Genomic DNA, 18,688 nt, shown 5'->3' with positions numbered 1-18,688 from the left:
TGCACTCCCCCCGCCGATCAGATCGAGATGACCGAGGGCGGCGGTTCGCGCCAGCGTGAGGTCCGAGCAGAACGCAAGTGCGGCGGCGTGCATCCCGTGATCGCTCGATACTTCACCTGCGATGCGAATCCACATGCGGCGGTCCCTGCCACCGCCGTGGTCGGCAGCGTCGTCGTCGGCCGAATCTCCGCTGATCGGGCGCACCTGCACTGCCTGGCGAATGGCCGAGGACGTGATGCCCGACCAGAATCGATCAACGGATTCGCTCTGTGCCGGAATTGATTCCGGTGTGGGAACGTGGGGCATCGCAATATGGCGATCGGGTCCGAGTTCCTCCTTCTTGAAGGATGCGGTCAGTGAGAGCAGCGCATTGCCGCCCTGGAAGGCGGTCACCTCTCGTAGTGCATAGGTGCCACCGTCTCGGAGGATTCGCACTCGGTACTGCACCTCGGCGCCCGGTCGGCCCATGGACAGGAAGTACGCGTGAAGCGAGTTCACGTACCGTACAGGGTCGACGGTGCGGTGCGCAGCGAGCAGGGCCTGCGCGACGACATGGCCGCCGTAGGCGCGATCTGGGCCACCGGCACAGCAGGTTCCGCGAAATTCGGGTGCCCCGCCGTATGCAGTGCCTGCGTGAGTGAGCTGCAACAGTTCGTCCATCGGGGCTCCTATCGGCTCAGGGATTTCGCGATGATCGTTTTCATGACTTCGCTGGTGCCGCCGTAGATTCGCGACACCCTCGTGTCCGCGTACAACCGTGCGATCGGGTATTCGAGGATGTACCCGTAGCCGCCGTGCAGTTGTAGACACTTGTCGATCACGCGGCCTGCCATCTCGGTACAGAAGAGCTTGCAGATCGCAGCGTCGACGGCACTCAATTCGCCGGCGTCTTCGAGTGCGACGGCGTGATCGACCATTGTCTGACCTGCGGCGAGATCCGTAGCGCATTCGGCAAGAACGAATTTGGTGTTCTGGAAGTCTGCGACCGGTTTTCCGAAGACTCGTCGGTCGCTGGTGTAGGAAACCGCGTGGGCGATGGCAGCGGCTGCGGTGGCGCACCCTCCGGCCGCCATGGCGAGGCGTTCGCGGGGCAGGTTCTGTCCGAGGTAGCTGAAGGCCGCTCCTTCCTCGCCGAGTACATCGGTGACCGGTACCCGGACGTTGGTGAACGAGACCTCGCAGGTATCGCTGAATTTCAAACCGATCTTGTCCAATCGGCGACCAACTTCGAAGCCGGTGGATTCGGTGTCGACGACAAACAGCGAGAGCCCGCCTCTGCGATTCTCACCTGGGTCGCCGGTACGGGCGACCACGACCATGTGTGTCGCCTGAGAGGCGTTGGTGATAAAGGTCTTTGCGCCGTTGAGGATGTAGCTTTCTCCGTCGTCGGAGAGCTTCGCGGTGGTGCGAATGGCGGCCAGATCCGAACCCGTCCCCGGCTCGGTCATCGCCACGGCAAGCACGGCCTGCCCACTCGCACAGGCGGGCAGCCAGCGCTTCTTCTGATCCTCGTTTGCGAGAGTGAGCAAGTAGGGCAGAACGATTCCGGCGCTCGCGTGGTAGTTACCCAATGAGACACCGGCCAGCGCGGCTTCCTCTCCGATGATCATCAGATAGCGGTAGCTCGTCGCCCCCGCGCCGCCGTATTCCTCCGGGATGTCGAAGCCCATGACTCCCAATTCTCCGAGCTTGCGGTAGAACTCGCGTGGCGCGTAACCCTGTTCCTCCCACTTCGCGAACTCAGGGACGACCTCCCTGTGTAGAAAACCCCGGAACACCTCGCGAAAGGCATCGTGCTGATCGTCGAAGATTGTGCGCTTCATGGGAAGTCTCCTTGTTCCGCGGACGACGCGGGGTTGGCTAGGTGTAGAGGCTGCGCAGTGAACGTTTGTCGGTCTTACCGGTGGCCGTGGTCGTCAGTGCTTCGACGAAGGCAACCGTGCGCGGTGCTTTGTACCCTGCGATTTGGGTTTTGACGTGCTCGCGAATTTCTTCGGCGGTGGCATGCAGTTGTGGGTTGAGGACCACCACTGCATGCACGCGCTCGCCCCACTGAGCGTCGGGCAGGCCGATGACGGCGCAGCGCAACACAGCGGGGTGGTTGGCGACGGCGTCCTCCACCTCGGCCGAATAGACGTTCTCGCCGCCGGTGATGATCATGTCCTTGGCGCGATCGACGATGAAGATGTAGCCCTCATCGTCCATGTACGCGAGGTCTCCGGTGTGCAGCCAGCCCCCGCGTAGCGCTTCGGCGGTCTCCTCCGGACGATTCCAGTATCCGAGCATGATGTGCTCGCCGCGGGTGACGATCTCTCCGACAGTGCCCCGTGGCACCTCGTTGCCTTCCCGGTCGACGATGATGATTTCGGCGTGCAGGCTTGCACGGCCCGCCGAGCGCAGGCGAGGACCACCGGCCCGGTGATCCGATCCGAGCAGGGAGACGATGACCGCGGTCTCCGTCATGCCGTACCCCTGGACGAAGTTCGCGTTGGGGAAGCGCGACATCGCGCGTTCCAGGATGGCCGCGGGCATCGGGGCGGCTCCGTACACAATCGATTTGACGCTGGTGACGTCCGTGTCCGAAAAGGCCGGATGGTTGTAGAGCATCTGCAACATGCTCGGGATCGCAGTCATCGTGGTGACCCGACGGCCCGCGATCAGGCCGAGCACGTCGCCGGCGTCGAAGCGGTTGGCGAACACGACTGTGCCGCCGACCACGGTCTGGGCCATCATGCCGAGCAATGCGGCAATGTGGAACAGAGGAGCCATCACCAGAGTTATGCCACCGATCTCGCAGGACCGGGCAAAGCCGGTACCGCCGAGCAGGGCGGTGGAGAGACTGCGATGAGAGTGCATGACGGCTTTGGGAGTGCCGGTGGTTCCGCCGGTGTAGATCAGCGCGGCCAAGGTGTCGCCGCCGGCACGCACGTCCTCGACCTCGGGGCCTTCGACGATCAGGTCTTCGAAACCAGCCATTCCGGCGGGAGCCGGCTCGTCGCCCATGTAGACGAGCGTGACAGTGGCGTCGAGTCCGGTCACCAGTAGCCGGCATTCCTCGTCGACGAGTACAAAAGCGCTGCCGACTCCGGTGACCGCGTCGGTGACTTCACGGACGGAACCGTGACGGTTTACGAGATTGACGACAGCGCCGATCCACCACGTCGCCATCAACGACTCGAAGTAACGGTCGGAGTTGAACGCCAGGATGCTGACCCGGTCGCCCGGACCCACGCCACGCTCTCGCAGGGCTCCGGCGAGTCTGGCGACTCGCTTCGCGATCTGTGGGGCATTGCGCTCGCGATGCTCGCAGACGGTCAAGGGTCGGTGCGGCTGTTGTTGAACCGCCCTGTGCAGAAGGTGGGTCAGATGCATGGGCTGGCGTGCTCCTCGAGTCGGGTGGTGCTGACGGCGGATAGTCGAGATGCCGACGAATCGACACCCCGACCTCGAGTTAATCGATCAGGAATTCCGCGTCTCCGACGAGGGCCTTGACGCCGTTCTGACGAGCGCAGACAAGTTCGACACGAGCACGTCGACCGTCCTCGGCCTCGTAGGTGTCGACGACGACAGCAGAGCAGGTGAGTTCGTCACCGGGCCAGACCTTGTCGGCGAATCGAATCTTGAACCGACGCAGGTTCTCGACACCCAGCCAGTCGGTGACGTAGCTGGCCAGCATGCCTGCCTGAAGCATGCCGACGGAGAACACGGACGGGAAGCCGGTCTCACGGGCGAACGTGTCGTCGTGGTGCAACGGATGGAAATCACCCGAGGCACCCTGATACTTGACGAAGTCGGTGCGAGTCAGTGGAGGGAAGGTCTTGCTCTCGGCCTGTTGTCCGGCTACGACGGTTTCGGTCGTGGTCGTCATTTCCCCTCCTCCTTGCCGCCCGTTGTGGCGGTCTCGATGATCGTGCTGTTCTGCGTCGCGATCAGTTCTCCGGACTCGTCTCGGAACTCGGTGATCATCTTCGCGAAGGTCATCACACCACCGCGCTTTCCGGGCTTTTCGAAGCGGTCACCGACAGTTGTCTCGGCGGTCAGCTTCTGGCCGGCTCGTGGAAGTGGGCCGTGGAAGATGTACTCCTCCTCACCGTGGAGGATGCGACGACGGTCGAATCCGAGCTTGGCGAAACCGGATTGGTCTGCGGGCTCCCAGATCATTCGGCCGCTGGTGAGCATGGTCGGCGGGATCACCGCATCCTCGCCGGCATGCTGTTCTGGGTTTGCCTTCACGGCCCGGACGAATTCCTGGACCTTGCTGTAGTCGAGCGGAAACGTGTAACTCACTTGGTTTCTCCTTCGATCTTCGGGATGCCGGCGCGCCGGGTCTCGACCGACTTGAGGAAGGCGTCGTCGCCGAGAAGCTTTGTCAGTTCTCCGATGTCGAGCTGCCGGTCCTCACGAATTTCGTCGGCGATCGAGTAGCCGCCGTAGAGACCCACGTAGCCGCCGTAGACGGCAAAAACCTGTCCGTTGAACGCGCACTCGGCGCTCGACAGGTAGGCCACGAGTGACGAGCAGTTGGCGGGGTTGTAGCGATCGAAGACTGACTCGTCGACGGGCTCACCGACCAAATCCTTGATGCCGGGCGTGGCTTTGACAGGTTCGGTGCGCGCCACGGGAGCGATGGCATTGGCCTTGACGCCGAATCGCTCGAATTCGCGAGCGGCGTTGACTGCCTGGATGGCCAGACCGGCCTTGGCGGCGGAGTAATTCCACTGCCCGTAGTTGCCGTGCAGTCCGGATCCGGAACTGGTGTTGACCAGGTTGCGTGTCTCCTGCACGCCTGCCTTCGACTGGTCGCGCCAATATCTCACGGCGGCGCGGGTAGCAGAGAAGGTTCCCTTGAGGTGTACAGCGATGACCGAGTCGAACTCTTCCTCGGTCATGTTCCACAGCATCGCGTCGCGGATGATACCGGCGTTGTTGACCACCGAGTGCAAGTTTCCGAAGGTGGATACTGCTGCGTCGGTTAGCTTCTCACCGACGGCCATTTCCGCGATCGAGCCCTCTACCGCGATGGCCGAACCGCCGGCAGCGACGATTTCGTCTGCCACCTGCTGTGCTCCGCGGAGGTCGTTGACCACGATGCTGGCGCCTTCGGCTGCCATGAGTAATGCGTGTTCGCGACCGAGGCCTGCGCCGGCCCCGGTGACGATGGCAACGCGTCCGTCGAGTTGTCCCATGATGTTTCCTTTCGTTCTTCGCGCCGAGCTACGGCGCGGCGGTGTTGACGTGTTGGCGGAAGTGGTTGCTAAGCAACCTTTTCGTAGAGCGTGATGACGCCGGCGCCGCCGAGACCGAGATTGTGCTGCAGTGCAAGCTTTGCTCCGTCGACCTGTCGTGCGTCGGCGGTGCCGCGCAACTGCCACACCAGTTCCGCACACTGCGCCAAGCCGGTGGCGCCGAGCGGATGCCCCTTGGACAGCAGACCACCGCTGGGGTTCACTACAACCCGGCCGCCGTAGGTGTTGTCGCCGTCGAGGATGAACTTCTCGGAGCACCCTTCTTCCACCAATCCGAGGGCCTCGTACGAGAGCACCTCGTTGACCGAGAAGCAATCGTGCAGTTCCACGACCTGGATGTCGCGCGGATCCACTCCGGCCTTTTCGTAAATCCGTTGCGAAGCAACGCGAGTGATGTCCGCGCCGACGACTTTGAAGACGTCGTCGTCGGTGAAGACGCTGGGGAAGTCGGTGACCAACTCTTGAGCTGCGATCGCCACGCCCGGTGTGAGGCCGTGGGCACGCGCGAAGTCTTCGCTGCATACGATCGCGGCGCCGGCTCCGCAGGTGGGCGGGCAGGCCTGCAAACGAGTCAGCCCGCCGTACAGTGCCTTTGATTCGAGCACTTCCTGCTCGGTGACCGGCTCACGGAAAACCGCGTACGGGTTGTTGGCAGCGTGCTTGCGGGATTTGACCGAGATCTTCGCGAACAGATCCGGCGAGACCCCGTACCGCTTGGAGTACTCCTGCGCAGCGGCACCGAAGTACTGCATCGCCATGGACGGGTTGGCGGGGTCGATGCCGTAGGTGCGGTCGAGGACTTCCGCGTGTCGCTCCATCGGAGCCGGGCGGTCTCCCCAGTGGTTGACCAAAGCGCCAGGCTGCATCTGCTCGAAGCCAACGGCGAGTGCGCATTCGACGACGCCCGACTCGACGGCTTGTCTGGCCAACCACAGCGCGGACGAGCCACTCGCGCAGTTGTTGTTGACGTTGACAACCGGAATTCCGGTCATACCCGCGCCGTAGATGGCGCGTTGGCCACTCGTCGAATCCCCGTACACGTAGCCGGCGTAGGCCTGCCCGATCTTGTCGAATCCGATTCCGGCGTCCGCGAGTGCGTTGACAATGGCCTTCGCGCCCATCTCGTAGTAGTGCTCGCTGCGCCCTGGCTTCGTGAACGGGATCATTCCGACCCCGGCGACTAGTACTTTGCGACTCATCGGTGCTCCCTTGTGATTACTGGTCTTCGTGGATTGGTGGTTGATTCGTTGTGTGTGAGGCGCATTCAGAGCAACTCGAGGATGGTGGCGTTGGCCATGCCGCCGCCCTCACACATCGACTGCAAGCCGTAACGGATTCCCTCGTCACGCATGTGGTGCACCATCGTGGTCATCAACCGCGCGCCGGAGCCTCCCACGGGATGCCCGATGGCCATGGCGCCGCCGTTGGGGTTCATCAGCGAATAGTCGGCTCCGGTCTCGCGCAACCAGGCCAGCGACACGGCGGCGAATGCTTCGTTGATCTCGAACGTGCCGATGTCGGAGAGCGTCAACCCGGACTTCTTCAGCGCCAACGCCGTTGCCGGGATCGGTCCCTTGAGGATGCTCACCGGATCGGTACCGGTCACGACCGCAGTGTGAATGCGGGCGATCGGTGTCCAACCGTGTTCACGCGCAACGTCACTGGTCGTCACGAGGAGCGCGGCGGACCCGTCGGAAACCTGGGAAGCGTTTCCCGCCGTGATCTCGGTTCCCGCGAACGCTGCCGGCAGCTCGGCGAGGCGTTCCATGGTCCCGCCGCGACGGATACCTTCGTCCGCCTCGATGATCCGGGTGGCGCCTTCGGCGTCGGTGACCGCGACCGGAGCGATCTGGCCGGCGAAACGGCCGGCGTCGACAGCGGCAGCAGCTCGGGCATGCGAGTCGAGGCCGTGTCGATCCATGTCGGCGCGACTGATGCCGTACTCGTCGGCGATCATCTGAGCGCCGAGTCCTTGGTTGAATCGCTCGATGTCATAGCGCCCCAGCACTAGTGGACCGTGCATCGGCCCGTAGTCGCCGGCACGGGCAGCCGCGCCGAGCGGGATGACGCTCATCATCTCGACTCCGCCCGCGACTGCGACGTCGTACTGGCCCGAGATCACGCCCGCTGCCGCCTGGTGTACGGCCTGCTGCGAAGAGCCGCATTGACGGTCGACTGTCACGCCAGGGACATGTTCGGGCCATCCTGCGCCGAGTACTGCCGACCGGGCGATACAGCCGGCCTGCATGCCGAGGGTTCCGACGCAACCCCAGATCACGTCGTCGACGATTGCGGGGTCCAGCCCGTTTCGCTCTGCCAACGTGCGCAGAACGTGCGCTGACAGATTGACTGCATGCGTGGTGGACAACCCGCCACCACGTTTGCCGATCGGTGTCCGTACCGCATCGACAATGACTGCATCACGCATGAAAGCTCCTGTGTCCGAGTCGGTTGGAGATCAGAGACCGATGTCCTTGGCGATGATGGTCTTCATGACTTCGCTGGTACCGCCGTAAATGCGCGAGACTCTCGTGTCGGCGTACAGGCGAGCGATCGGATATTCGAGGATGTACCCGTAGCCGCCGTGCAGTTGTAGGCACTTGTCGATCACGCGGCCTGCCATCTCGGTGCAGAACAGCTTGATGCGTGCAGCATCGGCGGCGGTGAGTTCTCCGGAGTCGTCGAGATCGAGTCCCTTGTCCGCCAGTGCCTGCGCGGCAGCGACTTCGGTAGCACATTCGGCAAGAACGAACTTGGTGTTCTGGAAGGATGCAACAGGTTTACCGAAGACTTGACGCTGGCGGACGTACTCCGACGCGAACTCGATCGCCGCGGCCGCACATGCGGTCTGGCCGACACCGATGGAAAGTCGTTCGCGGGGGAGGTTTTGGCCGAGGTAGGAGAATCCCTTGTCCTGCTCGCCGAGGAGATTCTCGACCGGAACTCGAACATCGGTGAACGAGAGTTCGTTGGTGTCGGAAGACTTCATACCGATCTTGTCGAGCTTGCGTCCGAAATTGAAGCCGACACTGTCGGTGGGAACTACCAGGAGGCTGAGTCCGAAGCGTCGGTCCTCCTCGGACGGCGCGGAGGTTCGAGCGGCTACGACGCAGAGTTCCGAGTTGCGGGCACCGGTGATGAAGGTCTTGGCACCGTTGAGGATGTAGTGGGTGCCGTCTTCGGACAGGCGCGCCGTGGTCTTGATGCCTGCCAGATCCGATCCGGTTCCCGGCTCGGTCATGGCGATGCAGAGCATGGTCTCGCCGCTCGCCACGCCTGGAAGCCACCGCTGCTTCTGCTCGTCGTCGGCAAGGCGCAGCAGGTACGGCAGCACGATGCCGATGCTCACTCCGTAGTGTCCGAAACTTACTGCTGCACGAGCTGTTTCCTCTTGGATGACAGCTTGGAATTTGAAGCTGGTGGGCCCGGCGCCACCGAACTCCTCGGGGATGTCGAAACTCGTCGCGCCGAGTTCTGCAAGCTGGTTGAACAACTCACGCGGTACCTGATTCGCGTTCTCCCACTCCGGGTAGTTCGGCGTCACCTGCTTGGCGATGAAGGTCCGGATGGTCTCGCGGAATGCCTCGTGCTCGGGGGCATAGACGGTACGTTTCATGATGCGCTCCTGAAGATTTGTGGTGAGATGACGTGTTTTGGGTCAGACGCGTCCGGCGTCGACGACGAGGCACTGGCTGTTGATGTAGTCCGATTCGGGAGTGCACAGCAGGTACACCGCCCCCGCGGCTTCCACCGGAGTGCCGCCTCGGCCGAATGGGATCATCTTCGACGCGACGGCCAAGCGATCAGGGTTGACGCCGACGCGAATCTCGCGGCCGTCGATCGTCAACGTCGCGTTCGCGTCCGCGGACACCTCGGTCATTCTCGTGATGATCAGTCCGAAGGCCACTGCGTTGACGTTGACCCTGTACCGACCCCATTCCTTGGCAAGAGTCTTGGTCAGTCCGATCAGTCCGGCTTTGGCGGCGGCGTAGTTGGATTGGCCGGCGTTCCCGTAGTACCCCGACACCGACGACACGTTCACCACCTTGCGGTGGTATTCGGTCGGGTTGGCTTTGATGAAAGGTTGCGCCGCACGCAGGATGCGGAACGGCGCTTTGAGATTCACGTCCACGATGGTGTCCCACTGCTCGTCGGTCATCTTCTGAATCACCGAGTCCCAGGTATATCCGGCGTTGTTGACGATGATGTCCAGACCACCGAAGGTCTCGACCGCAGTGCTGACGAATCGCTCCGCGAAACCGTCCTCGGACACTGAACCCACTACGCTGACTGCTTGCCCGCCGGCCGCCTTGATGTCGTGCTCGGTCTGTGCAGCAGCTTCGGGATCCAAGTCGTTGATTGTCACCGCTGCACCCTCGCGGGCGAATTTGAGTGCGATTTCTCGACCGATCCCACGTCCCGACCCGGATACGAGAGCGACCTTTCCCTCCAGGTTACCCACGGTCCCAGTTCCCGCGATCCCATTTCCCACGGTGTTCCCTTTCGAGTGAAGAGTGTTGTAGCGAAACGTAATTGGCGGTAGTCCAGGCCGGTGGTTGCTCCGGCGCTGCGATATCCCGAGGCGTCGTGGCTCCGGGAGCTTCATTCGCAATTACTGATGATTCACTTTTAGGCCTTAAAAGTATGTATGTCAAGCATCTTCGCTGTCACAGCTGGTCAAGCGCTATTCCAATGTGTTCACAGTTGCGTGCAAACTTGGCAGGATGGGGCGTAGGTGGCGAGTAACGGACACTCTGGGGTGCCGGAAGCTGTCGATTGTCACCGCACGTGTTGGGGCATCGTGCGGTTGGGTTTCGAGGGAACTGGCCTTTCGGCAAGGTCACCAGTGTCGTCGGTAGTTCGAAGTGACCCTTGACACAGTAGGGAAAATAGCTCAAAGTGAATCCCAAGTAATTCCCTGAAGCGACATTGCATGAGAATGCCCGCGCACGGATGGCTGAACTGAAAAATTCGACCTGAGGGAGGCGGGCATCGAACTGTCTGTTTCTGCTTATCTGGCAGTGCTATTCGGTGGTTTGCTCTCAAGGAATGGCCAACTGACGTGTCTTCTCTGCGGAAGAAGAGCGTGATGGATCTCGATTCCAAACATCGATGTGAACTCGAAGTGTCACCAAACCAAGCGGCAAGTCTGCCCCTGCACTGCGTTGGCAGTGCCCGTTGATCAAACCGTCTCCTCGAAGGATCCAACAGTGACAACACCCCGGACCACACCCAAGGCAACGCCTCGTCAAGTGGCAACACACCAACAAGTATCTTCGGGCACAGCAGTGCCCGCACCTCCCGAATCACGTCGCCGTGCTTGGGGTTTGACCTCGCTGCTGGTCTTCCTGACCGTCATCAACTGGGGCGACAAAGCGGTTTTGGGCATCATTGCCCAACCGTTGTCCAAGGAGTTGGGGTTGACAGCATCCCAGATCGGTCTCGTGGGTAGCTTGTTCTTCCTCACCTTCACGATCGGCGGTTTCTTTTCCGGAGCGATTGCCCGAATAACGACACTGAGATGGGCGCTGGCGGTGTTGGCCTTGCTCTGGTCGGCGGCAATGCTCCCGATGGTCATCACGGCGAGTTTTGCTGTGCTGGTAATCAGTCGGATGCTGTTGGGTTTGGCTGAGGGGCCGAGCGGGCCCCTGACGCACACCGCCGCGTTCTCCTGGCATCCGCCGGCGAAGCGTGGACTTCCAGGTGCGCTTCTCGCCGGGTCGGCCTCGCTGGCGAAGATTGCCGTGGCTCCCGCGCTTGCCTTCGTGACGGTCACGTGGGGGTGGCGTGCTGCCGTGGTTTGCATGGCGGTGCTCGGCGTGTTGTGGTGCGTGCTCTGGCTGCCCCTGTGGTCGCAGGGTCCCTACATCCGTAGTGGAAAGCGACGAGAAGAGGCGGGAGCCGGTGCAGCCGAGACCGACGAGCCGGCGGTGCCGTGGATACGCATCTTCCGAACGCGGACGTTCATCAGCTGCACAATGCTGGTGATGGCGATATACGCCATCGTCGCGGTTGTGCTGACCTGGCTTCCGTCGTACTTCGAAGTGGGCCTGGGATACAGCCGACTGCAGGCTGGTTCGATGTTCGCATTCCCCAGCATTGCGGGCCTTATCTTGATGTTGATCCTCTCCTCTTCCGGAGATCGTCTGACTTCTCGCGGCGCCACGTCCCGCCTGATTCGAATAATCGTTCCCTCGGTGGGTGTGCTCGTCAGCGGAATGATCATGGTGTTCCTGCCCTACGTGTCGGCCCCCGCGCTGGCCGTCGCGATCGTCTCGGTCGGATATGGGTTCCTCGCGTCCGGCTATCCGCTGATCATCGCCACGATCTCCGAAATATGTCCGCCCCGGCAGACATCCGGAACGCTCGGAGTTTTCATGGCAATGATGGGAATCGGGGGTTTGATCGGCCCTTACGTGACCGGGCGGATCGTCGACGCTGCCGATACTCCGGCTGCGGGCTATGCCACTGCGTTCCAGGCCTTCGGGTTGGTTGCGGTCCTGTTTGCGTTCGGAACCTTGATTTTCGCCAACCCCGAGCGTGACAAGGAGATCGTCTGGAAAGCTACGAGTCGAACGTAGCTACCTGAGGTTCCCGAGTGTGCAGAATAGTAGGTAACTGGACTTTTCTGGTTATGAGTCGTCTTCATGCGAGTACACTCGCTTTGTGAATCTGACGCAATGACCGAATCGACGATAGGATGGCGGCGTGCCACGTGAAAGGGAACTGATGACTGCCGTCCGTCGACCCCGCGACCGTAAGCAACAGATATTGACAGCAGCAAGCGAGCTGTTCCGGGAGCACGGGTATCACAACATTTCTGTTTCGGATGTCACCGCTCGTGTGGACATCACGACGTCCGCGCTCTATCGCCATTATCGAAACAAGAACAGCCTGCTCTATCACGCGGTTCTGGCCGGGATCGAGTCTCTCAATGAATCTGTCGGCGGTGCAACGGATCTGTACACGTTGCTGACAACGCTGTCGGCAACGTCGGTCGAGCGCCGCGGGCTGCCGCTGTTGTGGCAGCGTGAAGCCAGGTATCTGGACGACGACCAACGAGAGATGCTGCGTAAGAAATTGCGGTTCAGTACCTCTCGCATCTCGGAGCTGGTGCAGGTGCACAGGTCTGGCCTTTCCGACTCCGACAGTCGGCTGCTGGCGTACTCGATCCTTGCGGTGTTCAGCAGTTCGTCAAGTCACCGAATCTCGATGCCTCCCCGCCAGATGGAGGCACTGCTGTTCGACCTTTCGGCGCGTGTTTCCCTGTCCCCCATCGGGTCTGCGGACCCCGACGTTCCCGCTGCGCGCACAGAGGTCATCTCCATACCCGTTTCGCGACGCGAACAACTACTGACTGCGGCGATTCAACTGTTCGACGAACGCGGGTATCGAACGGTGAGCAACGAGGACATCGGCGCGGCCTGCGGGACGACAGGCCAGAACGTGTACAACCATTTCGATACAAAGCTCGACATTCTGTCCACGGCAATCACCCGTGGTTTCGACCGACGTGACCTTGCCGTGAGGCAGGCCCTGTCGCAAGTAGGCGATTCGAGCCAGACGCTCGACATTCTCTTGGGTGTTCATATCGCGTTTGCCCTGGAAGACGGACACCTCATCGGTTTGATGGCGACGGAACTCGCCGAGCTTCCCGACAACACCCGAAAGGCATGTGTCCAAGCTCAGCGGGACTACCTGGAGCTGTGGGTTAGAGCGCTCAGTGAAGTTCGCCCCGGCTTGGATGCCACCGAGGCGAAGTTCACCGTGAGTGCAGCAATGACGTTGATCGGCAACGCTATCCGTATCGGAAGCGTTCGGCGCCGTGCGGACCTCGCAGACCGACTGACAGAAATATGCATCGCTTTGATGACGGAGACTTCGGATCCCGCTGCGTCATTGGTGGACGCCGGCGTTGGTGCCACTCCGTAGTCTCGGAGCGGCACATCGGCACCCACAGAACGAGTCAGTCGCGCCCGGCTTCGACCAGCTTCTCGGCGAGGGTAGCTGGTGTAGTGAAAATCGCTTCGTGGCTTCCTGCCATCTGAACGATCCTGCACAGGCCGAGTCTGCTGGAAAATCGTGGATGCCAAGCGAACTCGCCGTGGGGCATTGCGGTGTCTTCCGTGCAGTTCAGGTAGGAAGTCCTCATCGTCCCGGAGTTGACGAGTTCGTAGAACTTCGTGAGATCAAGTTTGTCTTCCAACATAGTGACCGATGTCGGACATAGAGACTCGTAGGCGCTCATGGCTGTCTCGTGATCGGCGTCGTTCAAGAAAGCTTCTCTCCACACGTTCCAAGGCCCCGAAAAGCGCAACTCGAACGCACAGCAGAATGTCGGATGCATCAGGGGTAGGGTCTAACCGCTTCGGAGCGCGTCCATGGGTTCGATGCGCGCCGCGCGCAACGCGGGATAGACGCCGGACACAACACCGACAATCGTTCCCAGCAGAGGCGACGGTAGTAGCAGACTTGGATCCATCACCGGCGTCCACTCGTTGACCGCGGCAATGACGACGACAGCAATGATTCCGATCGAGGCACCTAAACAACCTCCAATCGTGCCCAGCAAACCGGCCTCGGCGAGGAACTGTGCGGCGATGTGTCTGGGTCGCGCACCGACGGCACGGCGTAGACCTATCTCGGGGACTCTTTCGAGGACGGCAACCAGGGTTGTGTTCGCAATTCCGATTGCGCCCACAACCAGACAGATCCCGGCGAGGACGAAGAAGAGACCGGAAAGATCTGCAGCGACAGCCTCACGTAGATCGCGAGGGTTCGGCGGAGGGGTCACCTTGAACGCGTCGGGCTTGTCCGGCCGAAGCGCGAGGGCAATCTGCGTGGCGACTACTGGTGCTGCGCCAGCATCGGCGTCCACCAGCATTTTCGCTCCTTGGTCGGGCTCTGCTTGCCCCCACAGCTGCTCGGATGTAGTTCGTGGAATAAGTACTGCGTTCAACAGACCTGGCTCGCGCTCGACGTCAGACACGACGCCGATCACCGTGAAGGCAGTCGAACTGATCATGATGGCAGGGCGCTGATCCAGGCTGCCGATTCCGAGTGCGGATGCTGCTCCCTTGCCCAGTACCGCGACTCGCTGACCATGAGTTTCGTGGAAGCCGTCGTAGAGCCTGCCCTCTCGAATTTCGGGTCGGATCGCGCGCAGAAGGCCCGGGGAAGCCGCGAATACAGAGACGGCAGAACTAGCGGCATTGTCAGCCCCCGGCCCTGCGTGCACAGTCTCGATCACATCATTGGAGAGCGGCCACCAGACTCCGGCATTGCGGACCCCGTCAAGTTGGGTGGCTTTGTCGTCGGCGTCGCCGGGGAACGACGAGGCCGGGAAGTCGTGGCTTGTGTTACCGACATCCTGGACGTAGACCTCGGTCGCAGCCAGTTCCGTGAATCGTTGACTGATCTGATTGCCGGCCGTTGCAGTCAGGCCGAGCACGCCTACGAACACGCCAACGCCGAGGACTGTTCCGAGCATGGTGAGTGCCGACCGTCCTGGCCGCTGCACAACGCCCGCGGCAGCTTCGCCGAACAGGTCCCGAATGTGCAGGTGCGACGTCACTCGATTTCCGCGGTTCGACCGTCTTGTACCCGGATTCGTCGGTGAGCCCGGGCTGCGACGGCCTCGTCGTGAGTGATGACGACTACGGTCTGGCCTTGGGTATGCAACTCTTCGATCATCTCAAGAACTCGCGTGGCCGTCTCCGAGTCGAGGTTTCCGGTCGGCTCGTCGCACAGCAGCAGTGCCGGATCACCGACGCAGGCTCGCGCGATGGCGACTCGTTGGCGTTGGCCGCCGGACAACTGGGTCGGGTAGGCATTCACTTTGTCTCTCAATCCGACGCGGTCCAGCGCAGCCACCGCCCGCTCGCGGCGGACCGAGGGCGCGGTTCCTTTGCGATACATCAAGGCCAGACTGACGTTCTCCCACGCAGTCCGGTGCGGCATTAGGTGGAATGCTTGGAACACGAACCCGATTCTGGTGCTACGCAACTCGGTCCGCTCGGCGTCGCGCATCGACAACACATCGGCCCCCTCCAGCAGATAATTGCCCGAGGTGTGTCGGTCCAGTAGTCCGAGTACGTTCAGCATGGTCGACTTGCCGGAGCCGGACGGTCCGACGAGGGCGACATATTCTCCTGTCGCGACTGTTATGTTGACCGAGGTCAGCGCATGCACTGGGGGAGGACCGGGATAGACGAATCCGAGTTCCGCGATCTCGATGAGCGCGGTCACTTCCCCTCCGACCCGGTACCGACCACGACTTGGTCGCCCTCGCCAAGCGTCTCCGTTTGGGATCCTTCTTCTGGTAGTGCAACCTCCACGTACCCGTCGCCGGTCATCCCGACGTTAACTCGCACGGTCACTTCGGTACCGTCGGCGGCCTTCTTTCGGATGCTGTTCTGCCCGTCAGCGCTCAGATACACCGCAGAGACCGGAACGGCCAACACTGCAGATTCGGACGATGCTGCAGTGATGGTGACCCGTACATCACCGGCGAATCCTGAATCCAAGGACTCCGACGGCATGATTCGGACAGAGTGTTCAGTGCCGCGAGCGCCGTTTGCGGCAGGGATCGGCGGGCCAACCGCTTCTACCGTGCCGTTAGCGGAGTGTCCGCTAATTTCCGAGTCGATACGTACCTTCATGCCTGCACGCACCATTTGTGATTGGGCCGCGGCGAGTTTCGCTTCGATCATCGGCTTTCCCGTCGCCAGTGTGATGAGTGCCGGACTGCCGGCGGTAGTGCCTAGACCAGACGATGTTTGCGAATCCACTGGCGCCGTAAGTGCTTGCGACTCCGTCCCGACTTCCTGACCGACCTCCAGCCCGATTGTCGCCACGGTGGCAGGCAATGATGGGACAAAGGCGAACTCGGTCAGTGGCAGCATCGGCCCGGTGCTTGTCGCCACCTTCTCCGCATGCTCGCGAGCGGCCACCGCGTCTTCGGCGGCGCGCGAGAGGGCCCGCCGCGCATCGAAGAGTGCCCTCTCGTCTGATGGAACCGTCTGCTCGTCTATAGCTCCCGACTCCAGTGCAGCTAGTTTGCTTCGGGCGTCCGCCTCAGCCAGTGCGGCGTCTTCGGCGGCGCGCTCGGCCTCGCGCGGGCTCTGCCCGGCAGAGTCGAAGATCGGGACATCGTAGTCGAGGGCCGTGTACAGAGCGAAGAGCCCCTGTTTGGTCTTCTCGCCGAAGAACTCCGTGGGTTCACCGTCGAAATACCCAGCAGCTTGCAACGCCAGTTGCAATTGGTAGACATCGCCTCCTCGCATGCCTGGGCTGATGTCCCGATAGCCGGGGATCGCGCCCTGTAGCGCGATCAGCGGTCGACCGGAAACCTCGACGATGGCCTCTCCGGAGGAAACCTGCGACCCTTGCGGTCGCCACACCTGCGTGAGGACGGACTTCCCAGTTGCACTGACGCCGACGTCGATGTCCACAGCGCCGGTCGCAACCACTGAACCGCGCACCACCACGGACTGGCCGATGATTTTGCGCTCGACCGGGACGTAGAGAGTCGTCTCGCCGGGACCATCCGCTTCGACGAGTGCCTGCTCCGGCGACTGAATGAAAGTGCTTGCAGCCCAACCTATTCCGGAACTAATGAATGAAGCGAGGACCAGTGCGAGAAGAAAGCGTCGCCGGGTTCCCACCACCGTGGGCCCTGAACTCTCGGTGTGAATATCGCTCACTTCAGATCGCTCCTGCTGGTCGATCAGCCACCCGCCAACACCGACTGGGCATTCTTGATCGTGGTGTCGATGACGTCCCTGACCTTGGCGAGAACCTCCGCGTTCGCCTCCAACGCGCGCTGCTGATACGCCGTCTCCACCGTGGCCATCGTGCTCACCAGGTCGGTCTGCTCCTTGCAGGTCACATCCGCTGTGGCAGTGGCGATCTCTTCGTCGCTCGCGACCTCCCCCGACCATCTCGGGTCGTTGTTCGCATTCTGGGGGCTGTCGTAGTGAAAACCTTTATCCGCCATACATGTGCGCCATTGCGCGAACGAATTCACCACGCGCGAGTCGATCACCATTCGGTCATAGCTCTCGGTAGCCAAGTGATCCGCGATTGCAGAAACATTCGTGCCCGAGCCATCTCCCATGACAGCAGCGCCCTCCACCGTCGGTAGCTCGGGGACGCCGTTCGCGAGCTTCCTGCGTGCCTCGCCAAGGCAACCCCCCACGGGGATCTCTCGACCTTCGTGCATAGTTGAGCCTCTACCGGTGAGTAATGCGGTCTCCACCGGCGACCACTCGATGACTGAGCCGGATTTCGCCTTCGCTGCATCCGCCCAACGCGAGTGATACCCCAAGGTTGCGGCGTCGGAGATGCTCACCAACCAGTATCTACGCTCGTTGGGGGGCGGACCGGAGTCGGGCGAATCGGTTCCTATGTATTCGCCTGTGAACCCGAATTCCGCCATGCACTTTCGGACCAGAACATTCTCTGCTTGGAGAACCTCCACTATGGGGGTAGTGACATAGGCATCCAACGGGAGGGTGAAATTGCGCATATCGCCAGGCTCGACACGCGAACCCAGCGCAGGCTCGCCAGAATCCACACCGGAATCAGAACTGCACCCTCCCACACCCGCAATGATGGATACGGCCACGAGAACACGCAGGCGAGCGGATCGCTGCCAACTTCGATTCATAGTGATTTCTTTCCACAAATGATATGCCGATGCGTGATTTGAGCGAACATTGACGGCTCAGTAGTGCGAGGAGAACCTGTCGTTATTTCCGTATCCTACGTAGCTGTATTCCGTTCCTGCTGGGACGTTCAAATATGGTCCACCATAATTGATGTCATGGTGGAAGTTGTACCACCCGCCGTTATAATTCTTGATGGACGACACCGCGTCCCATAGTCGATAGGTGTTATTGAAATAGCGCCCATTGTACGAACTAACCGAATTTGTAGAGGAAGTAACCCAAGACCCTCCCTGGTAGCCGGCGTGGTCGTAGAGGCTGAGGTACGCACTCGCTGGAGCGATGGAAACGCCCACCAGTCCAGCCGTAAACACCACCGCAGTTGCGAGACGGAGCAATAAACGAGCAGGTGGGGCGGTCAGGTTGCGGCGGGTGCTCGATGTGCGCGTGGATTGGGGACTCATCATATGCCCTTTCGGTGGACTTGCCTGGTCGAATTTCTCTGCAAAATTTAACTAGAAACTGCAGGTCAAAATATATCTTCGAAGCATCAATAGCAGCAGGCATCTTTTTGTGCCTACATTTACTATCGCGAAAGCAGTTAATAGCAATAATTGCATACCTAGAGTGGCTGATCAATGCTATTGGAAAATATCCGGATATGTACGAAATTGGGTATATGTCCGTATGCGGAACTGTTTGATCTGTTCTTCCTTGGAGACCATCTTGTTGGTTTCCGATACAGCCCTGTCGATTTCGGCGTGCAGGCCGTGA

General features: G+C 61.1%; 17 protein-coding genes. 2 read left to right on the top strand and 15 right to left on the bottom strand.

From position 1 onward, the window contains the following. The 10 genes from ACYP01_RS16460 to ACYP01_RS16415 form a co-directional block, all read right to left on the bottom strand. Positions 1-660, bottom strand: a 660-nt coding sequence (locus tag ACYP01_RS16460) for an acyl-CoA thioesterase (protein ID WP_459681216.1), incomplete at its 3' end; no start/stop codon positions are given. 8 nt (positions 661-668) lie between these two features. Next, entirely contained in the window at positions 669-1,823 is a 1,155-nt protein-coding gene (locus tag ACYP01_RS16455) for an acyl-CoA dehydrogenase family protein (protein ID WP_165638491.1), read from the bottom strand. 37 nt (positions 1,824-1,860) lie between these two features. After that, positions 1,861-3,372 (bottom strand): long-chain-fatty-acid--CoA ligase, encoded by a 1,512-nt coding sequence (locus tag ACYP01_RS16450; RefSeq protein ID WP_003943142.1) that lies wholly within the window; start codon positions 3,370-3,372, stop codon positions 1,861-1,863. Between the two features lie 79 nt (positions 3,373-3,451). Continuing rightward, on the bottom strand, positions 3,452-3,868 hold the full coding sequence (locus tag ACYP01_RS16445) for a MaoC/PaaZ C-terminal domain-containing protein (protein ID WP_003943245.1): 417 nt from the start codon (positions 3,866-3,868) through the stop codon (positions 3,452-3,454). After that, on the bottom strand, positions 3,865-4,287 hold the full coding sequence (locus tag ACYP01_RS16440; protein WP_007735631.1) for an FAS1-like dehydratase domain-containing protein: 423 nt from the start codon (positions 4,285-4,287) through the stop codon (positions 3,865-3,867). The genes ACYP01_RS16445 and ACYP01_RS16440 overlap by 4 nt, the downstream gene beginning before the upstream one ends. Further along, positions 4,284-5,186 carry an SDR family NAD(P)-dependent oxidoreductase gene (locus ACYP01_RS16435; protein ID WP_003943051.1) on the bottom strand — a complete coding sequence of 301 codons (903 nt, stop codon included), beginning with the start codon at positions 5,184-5,186 and terminating at the stop codon, positions 4,284-4,286. Before ACYP01_RS16435 ends, ACYP01_RS16440 begins: the two co-directional genes overlap by 4 nt. Before the next feature lie 68 nt (positions 5,187-5,254). After that, a complete protein-coding gene (locus ACYP01_RS16430) occupies positions 5,255-6,445 on the bottom strand; it encodes a lipid-transfer protein (protein ID WP_007735633.1) in 1,191 nt (396 codons plus the stop codon). 65 nt (positions 6,446-6,510) lie between these two features. Continuing rightward, positions 6,511-7,674, bottom strand: coding sequence for a thiolase family protein (locus ACYP01_RS16425; RefSeq protein WP_459681212.1), 1,164 nt, complete (start codon positions 7,672-7,674; stop codon positions 6,511-6,513). A gap of 30 nt (positions 7,675-7,704) precedes the next feature. Then, on the bottom strand, positions 7,705-8,862 hold the full coding sequence (locus tag ACYP01_RS16420; protein ID WP_003943151.1) for an acyl-CoA dehydrogenase family protein: 1,158 nt from the start codon (positions 8,860-8,862) through the stop codon (positions 7,705-7,707). Between the two features lie 42 nt (positions 8,863-8,904). After that, the gene (locus ACYP01_RS16415) at positions 8,905-9,708 is read right to left on the bottom strand and encodes an SDR family NAD(P)-dependent oxidoreductase (protein ID WP_007735643.1); all 804 of its coding nucleotides are present in this window, start codon (positions 9,706-9,708) and stop codon (positions 8,905-8,907) included. Positions 9,709-10,456: 748 nt separating this feature from the next. Here ACYP01_RS16415 and ACYP01_RS16410 point away from each other — a divergent pair. After that, positions 10,457-11,827, top strand: coding sequence for an MFS transporter (locus ACYP01_RS16410; RefSeq protein WP_459681209.1), 1,371 nt, complete (start codon positions 10,457-10,459; stop codon positions 11,825-11,827). Between the two features lie 127 nt (positions 11,828-11,954). Further along, the gene (locus ACYP01_RS16405; protein ID WP_459681207.1) at positions 11,955-13,178 is read left to right on the top strand and encodes a TetR/AcrR family transcriptional regulator; all 1,224 of its coding nucleotides are present in this window, start codon (positions 11,955-11,957) and stop codon (positions 13,176-13,178) included. Positions 13,179-13,212: 34 nt separating this feature from the next. Here ACYP01_RS16405 and ACYP01_RS16400 read toward each other — a convergent pair whose 3' ends face one another. The 5 genes from ACYP01_RS16400 to ACYP01_RS16380 are packed head-to-tail and all read right to left on the bottom strand — an operon-like array spanning position 13,213 to position 17,775. Beyond that, a complete protein-coding gene (locus ACYP01_RS16400) occupies positions 13,213-13,593 on the bottom strand; it encodes a salicylate esterase (RefSeq protein WP_459681204.1) in 381 nt (126 codons plus the stop codon). A 12-nt stretch (positions 13,594-13,605) separates the two neighbouring features. Then, positions 13,606-14,820 carry an ABC transporter permease gene (locus tag ACYP01_RS16395; protein WP_459681202.1) on the bottom strand — a complete coding sequence of 405 codons (1,215 nt, stop codon included), beginning with the start codon at positions 14,818-14,820 and terminating at the stop codon, positions 13,606-13,608. Then, entirely contained in the window at positions 14,817-15,494 is a 678-nt protein-coding gene (locus tag ACYP01_RS16390; RefSeq protein WP_452620415.1) for an ABC transporter ATP-binding protein, read from the bottom strand. Before ACYP01_RS16390 ends, ACYP01_RS16395 begins: the two co-directional genes overlap by 4 nt. Then, positions 15,491-16,951 carry a hypothetical protein gene (locus ACYP01_RS16385; RefSeq protein WP_459681199.1) on the bottom strand — a complete coding sequence of 487 codons (1,461 nt, stop codon included), beginning with the start codon at positions 16,949-16,951 and terminating at the stop codon, positions 15,491-15,493. The genes ACYP01_RS16390 and ACYP01_RS16385 overlap by 4 nt, the downstream gene beginning before the upstream one ends. 23 nt (positions 16,952-16,974) lie before the next feature. After that, positions 16,975-17,775: a hypothetical protein gene (locus ACYP01_RS16380; protein WP_459681197.1), complete on the bottom strand. Its 801-nt coding sequence runs from the start codon at positions 17,773-17,775 to the stop codon at positions 16,975-16,977. Positions 17,776-18,688 lie beyond the last annotated feature (913 nt).

The organism is Rhodococcus sp. no. 34, from assembly GCF_054589475.1.
This window is presented reverse-complemented; position numbering and strand designations above follow the sequence as displayed.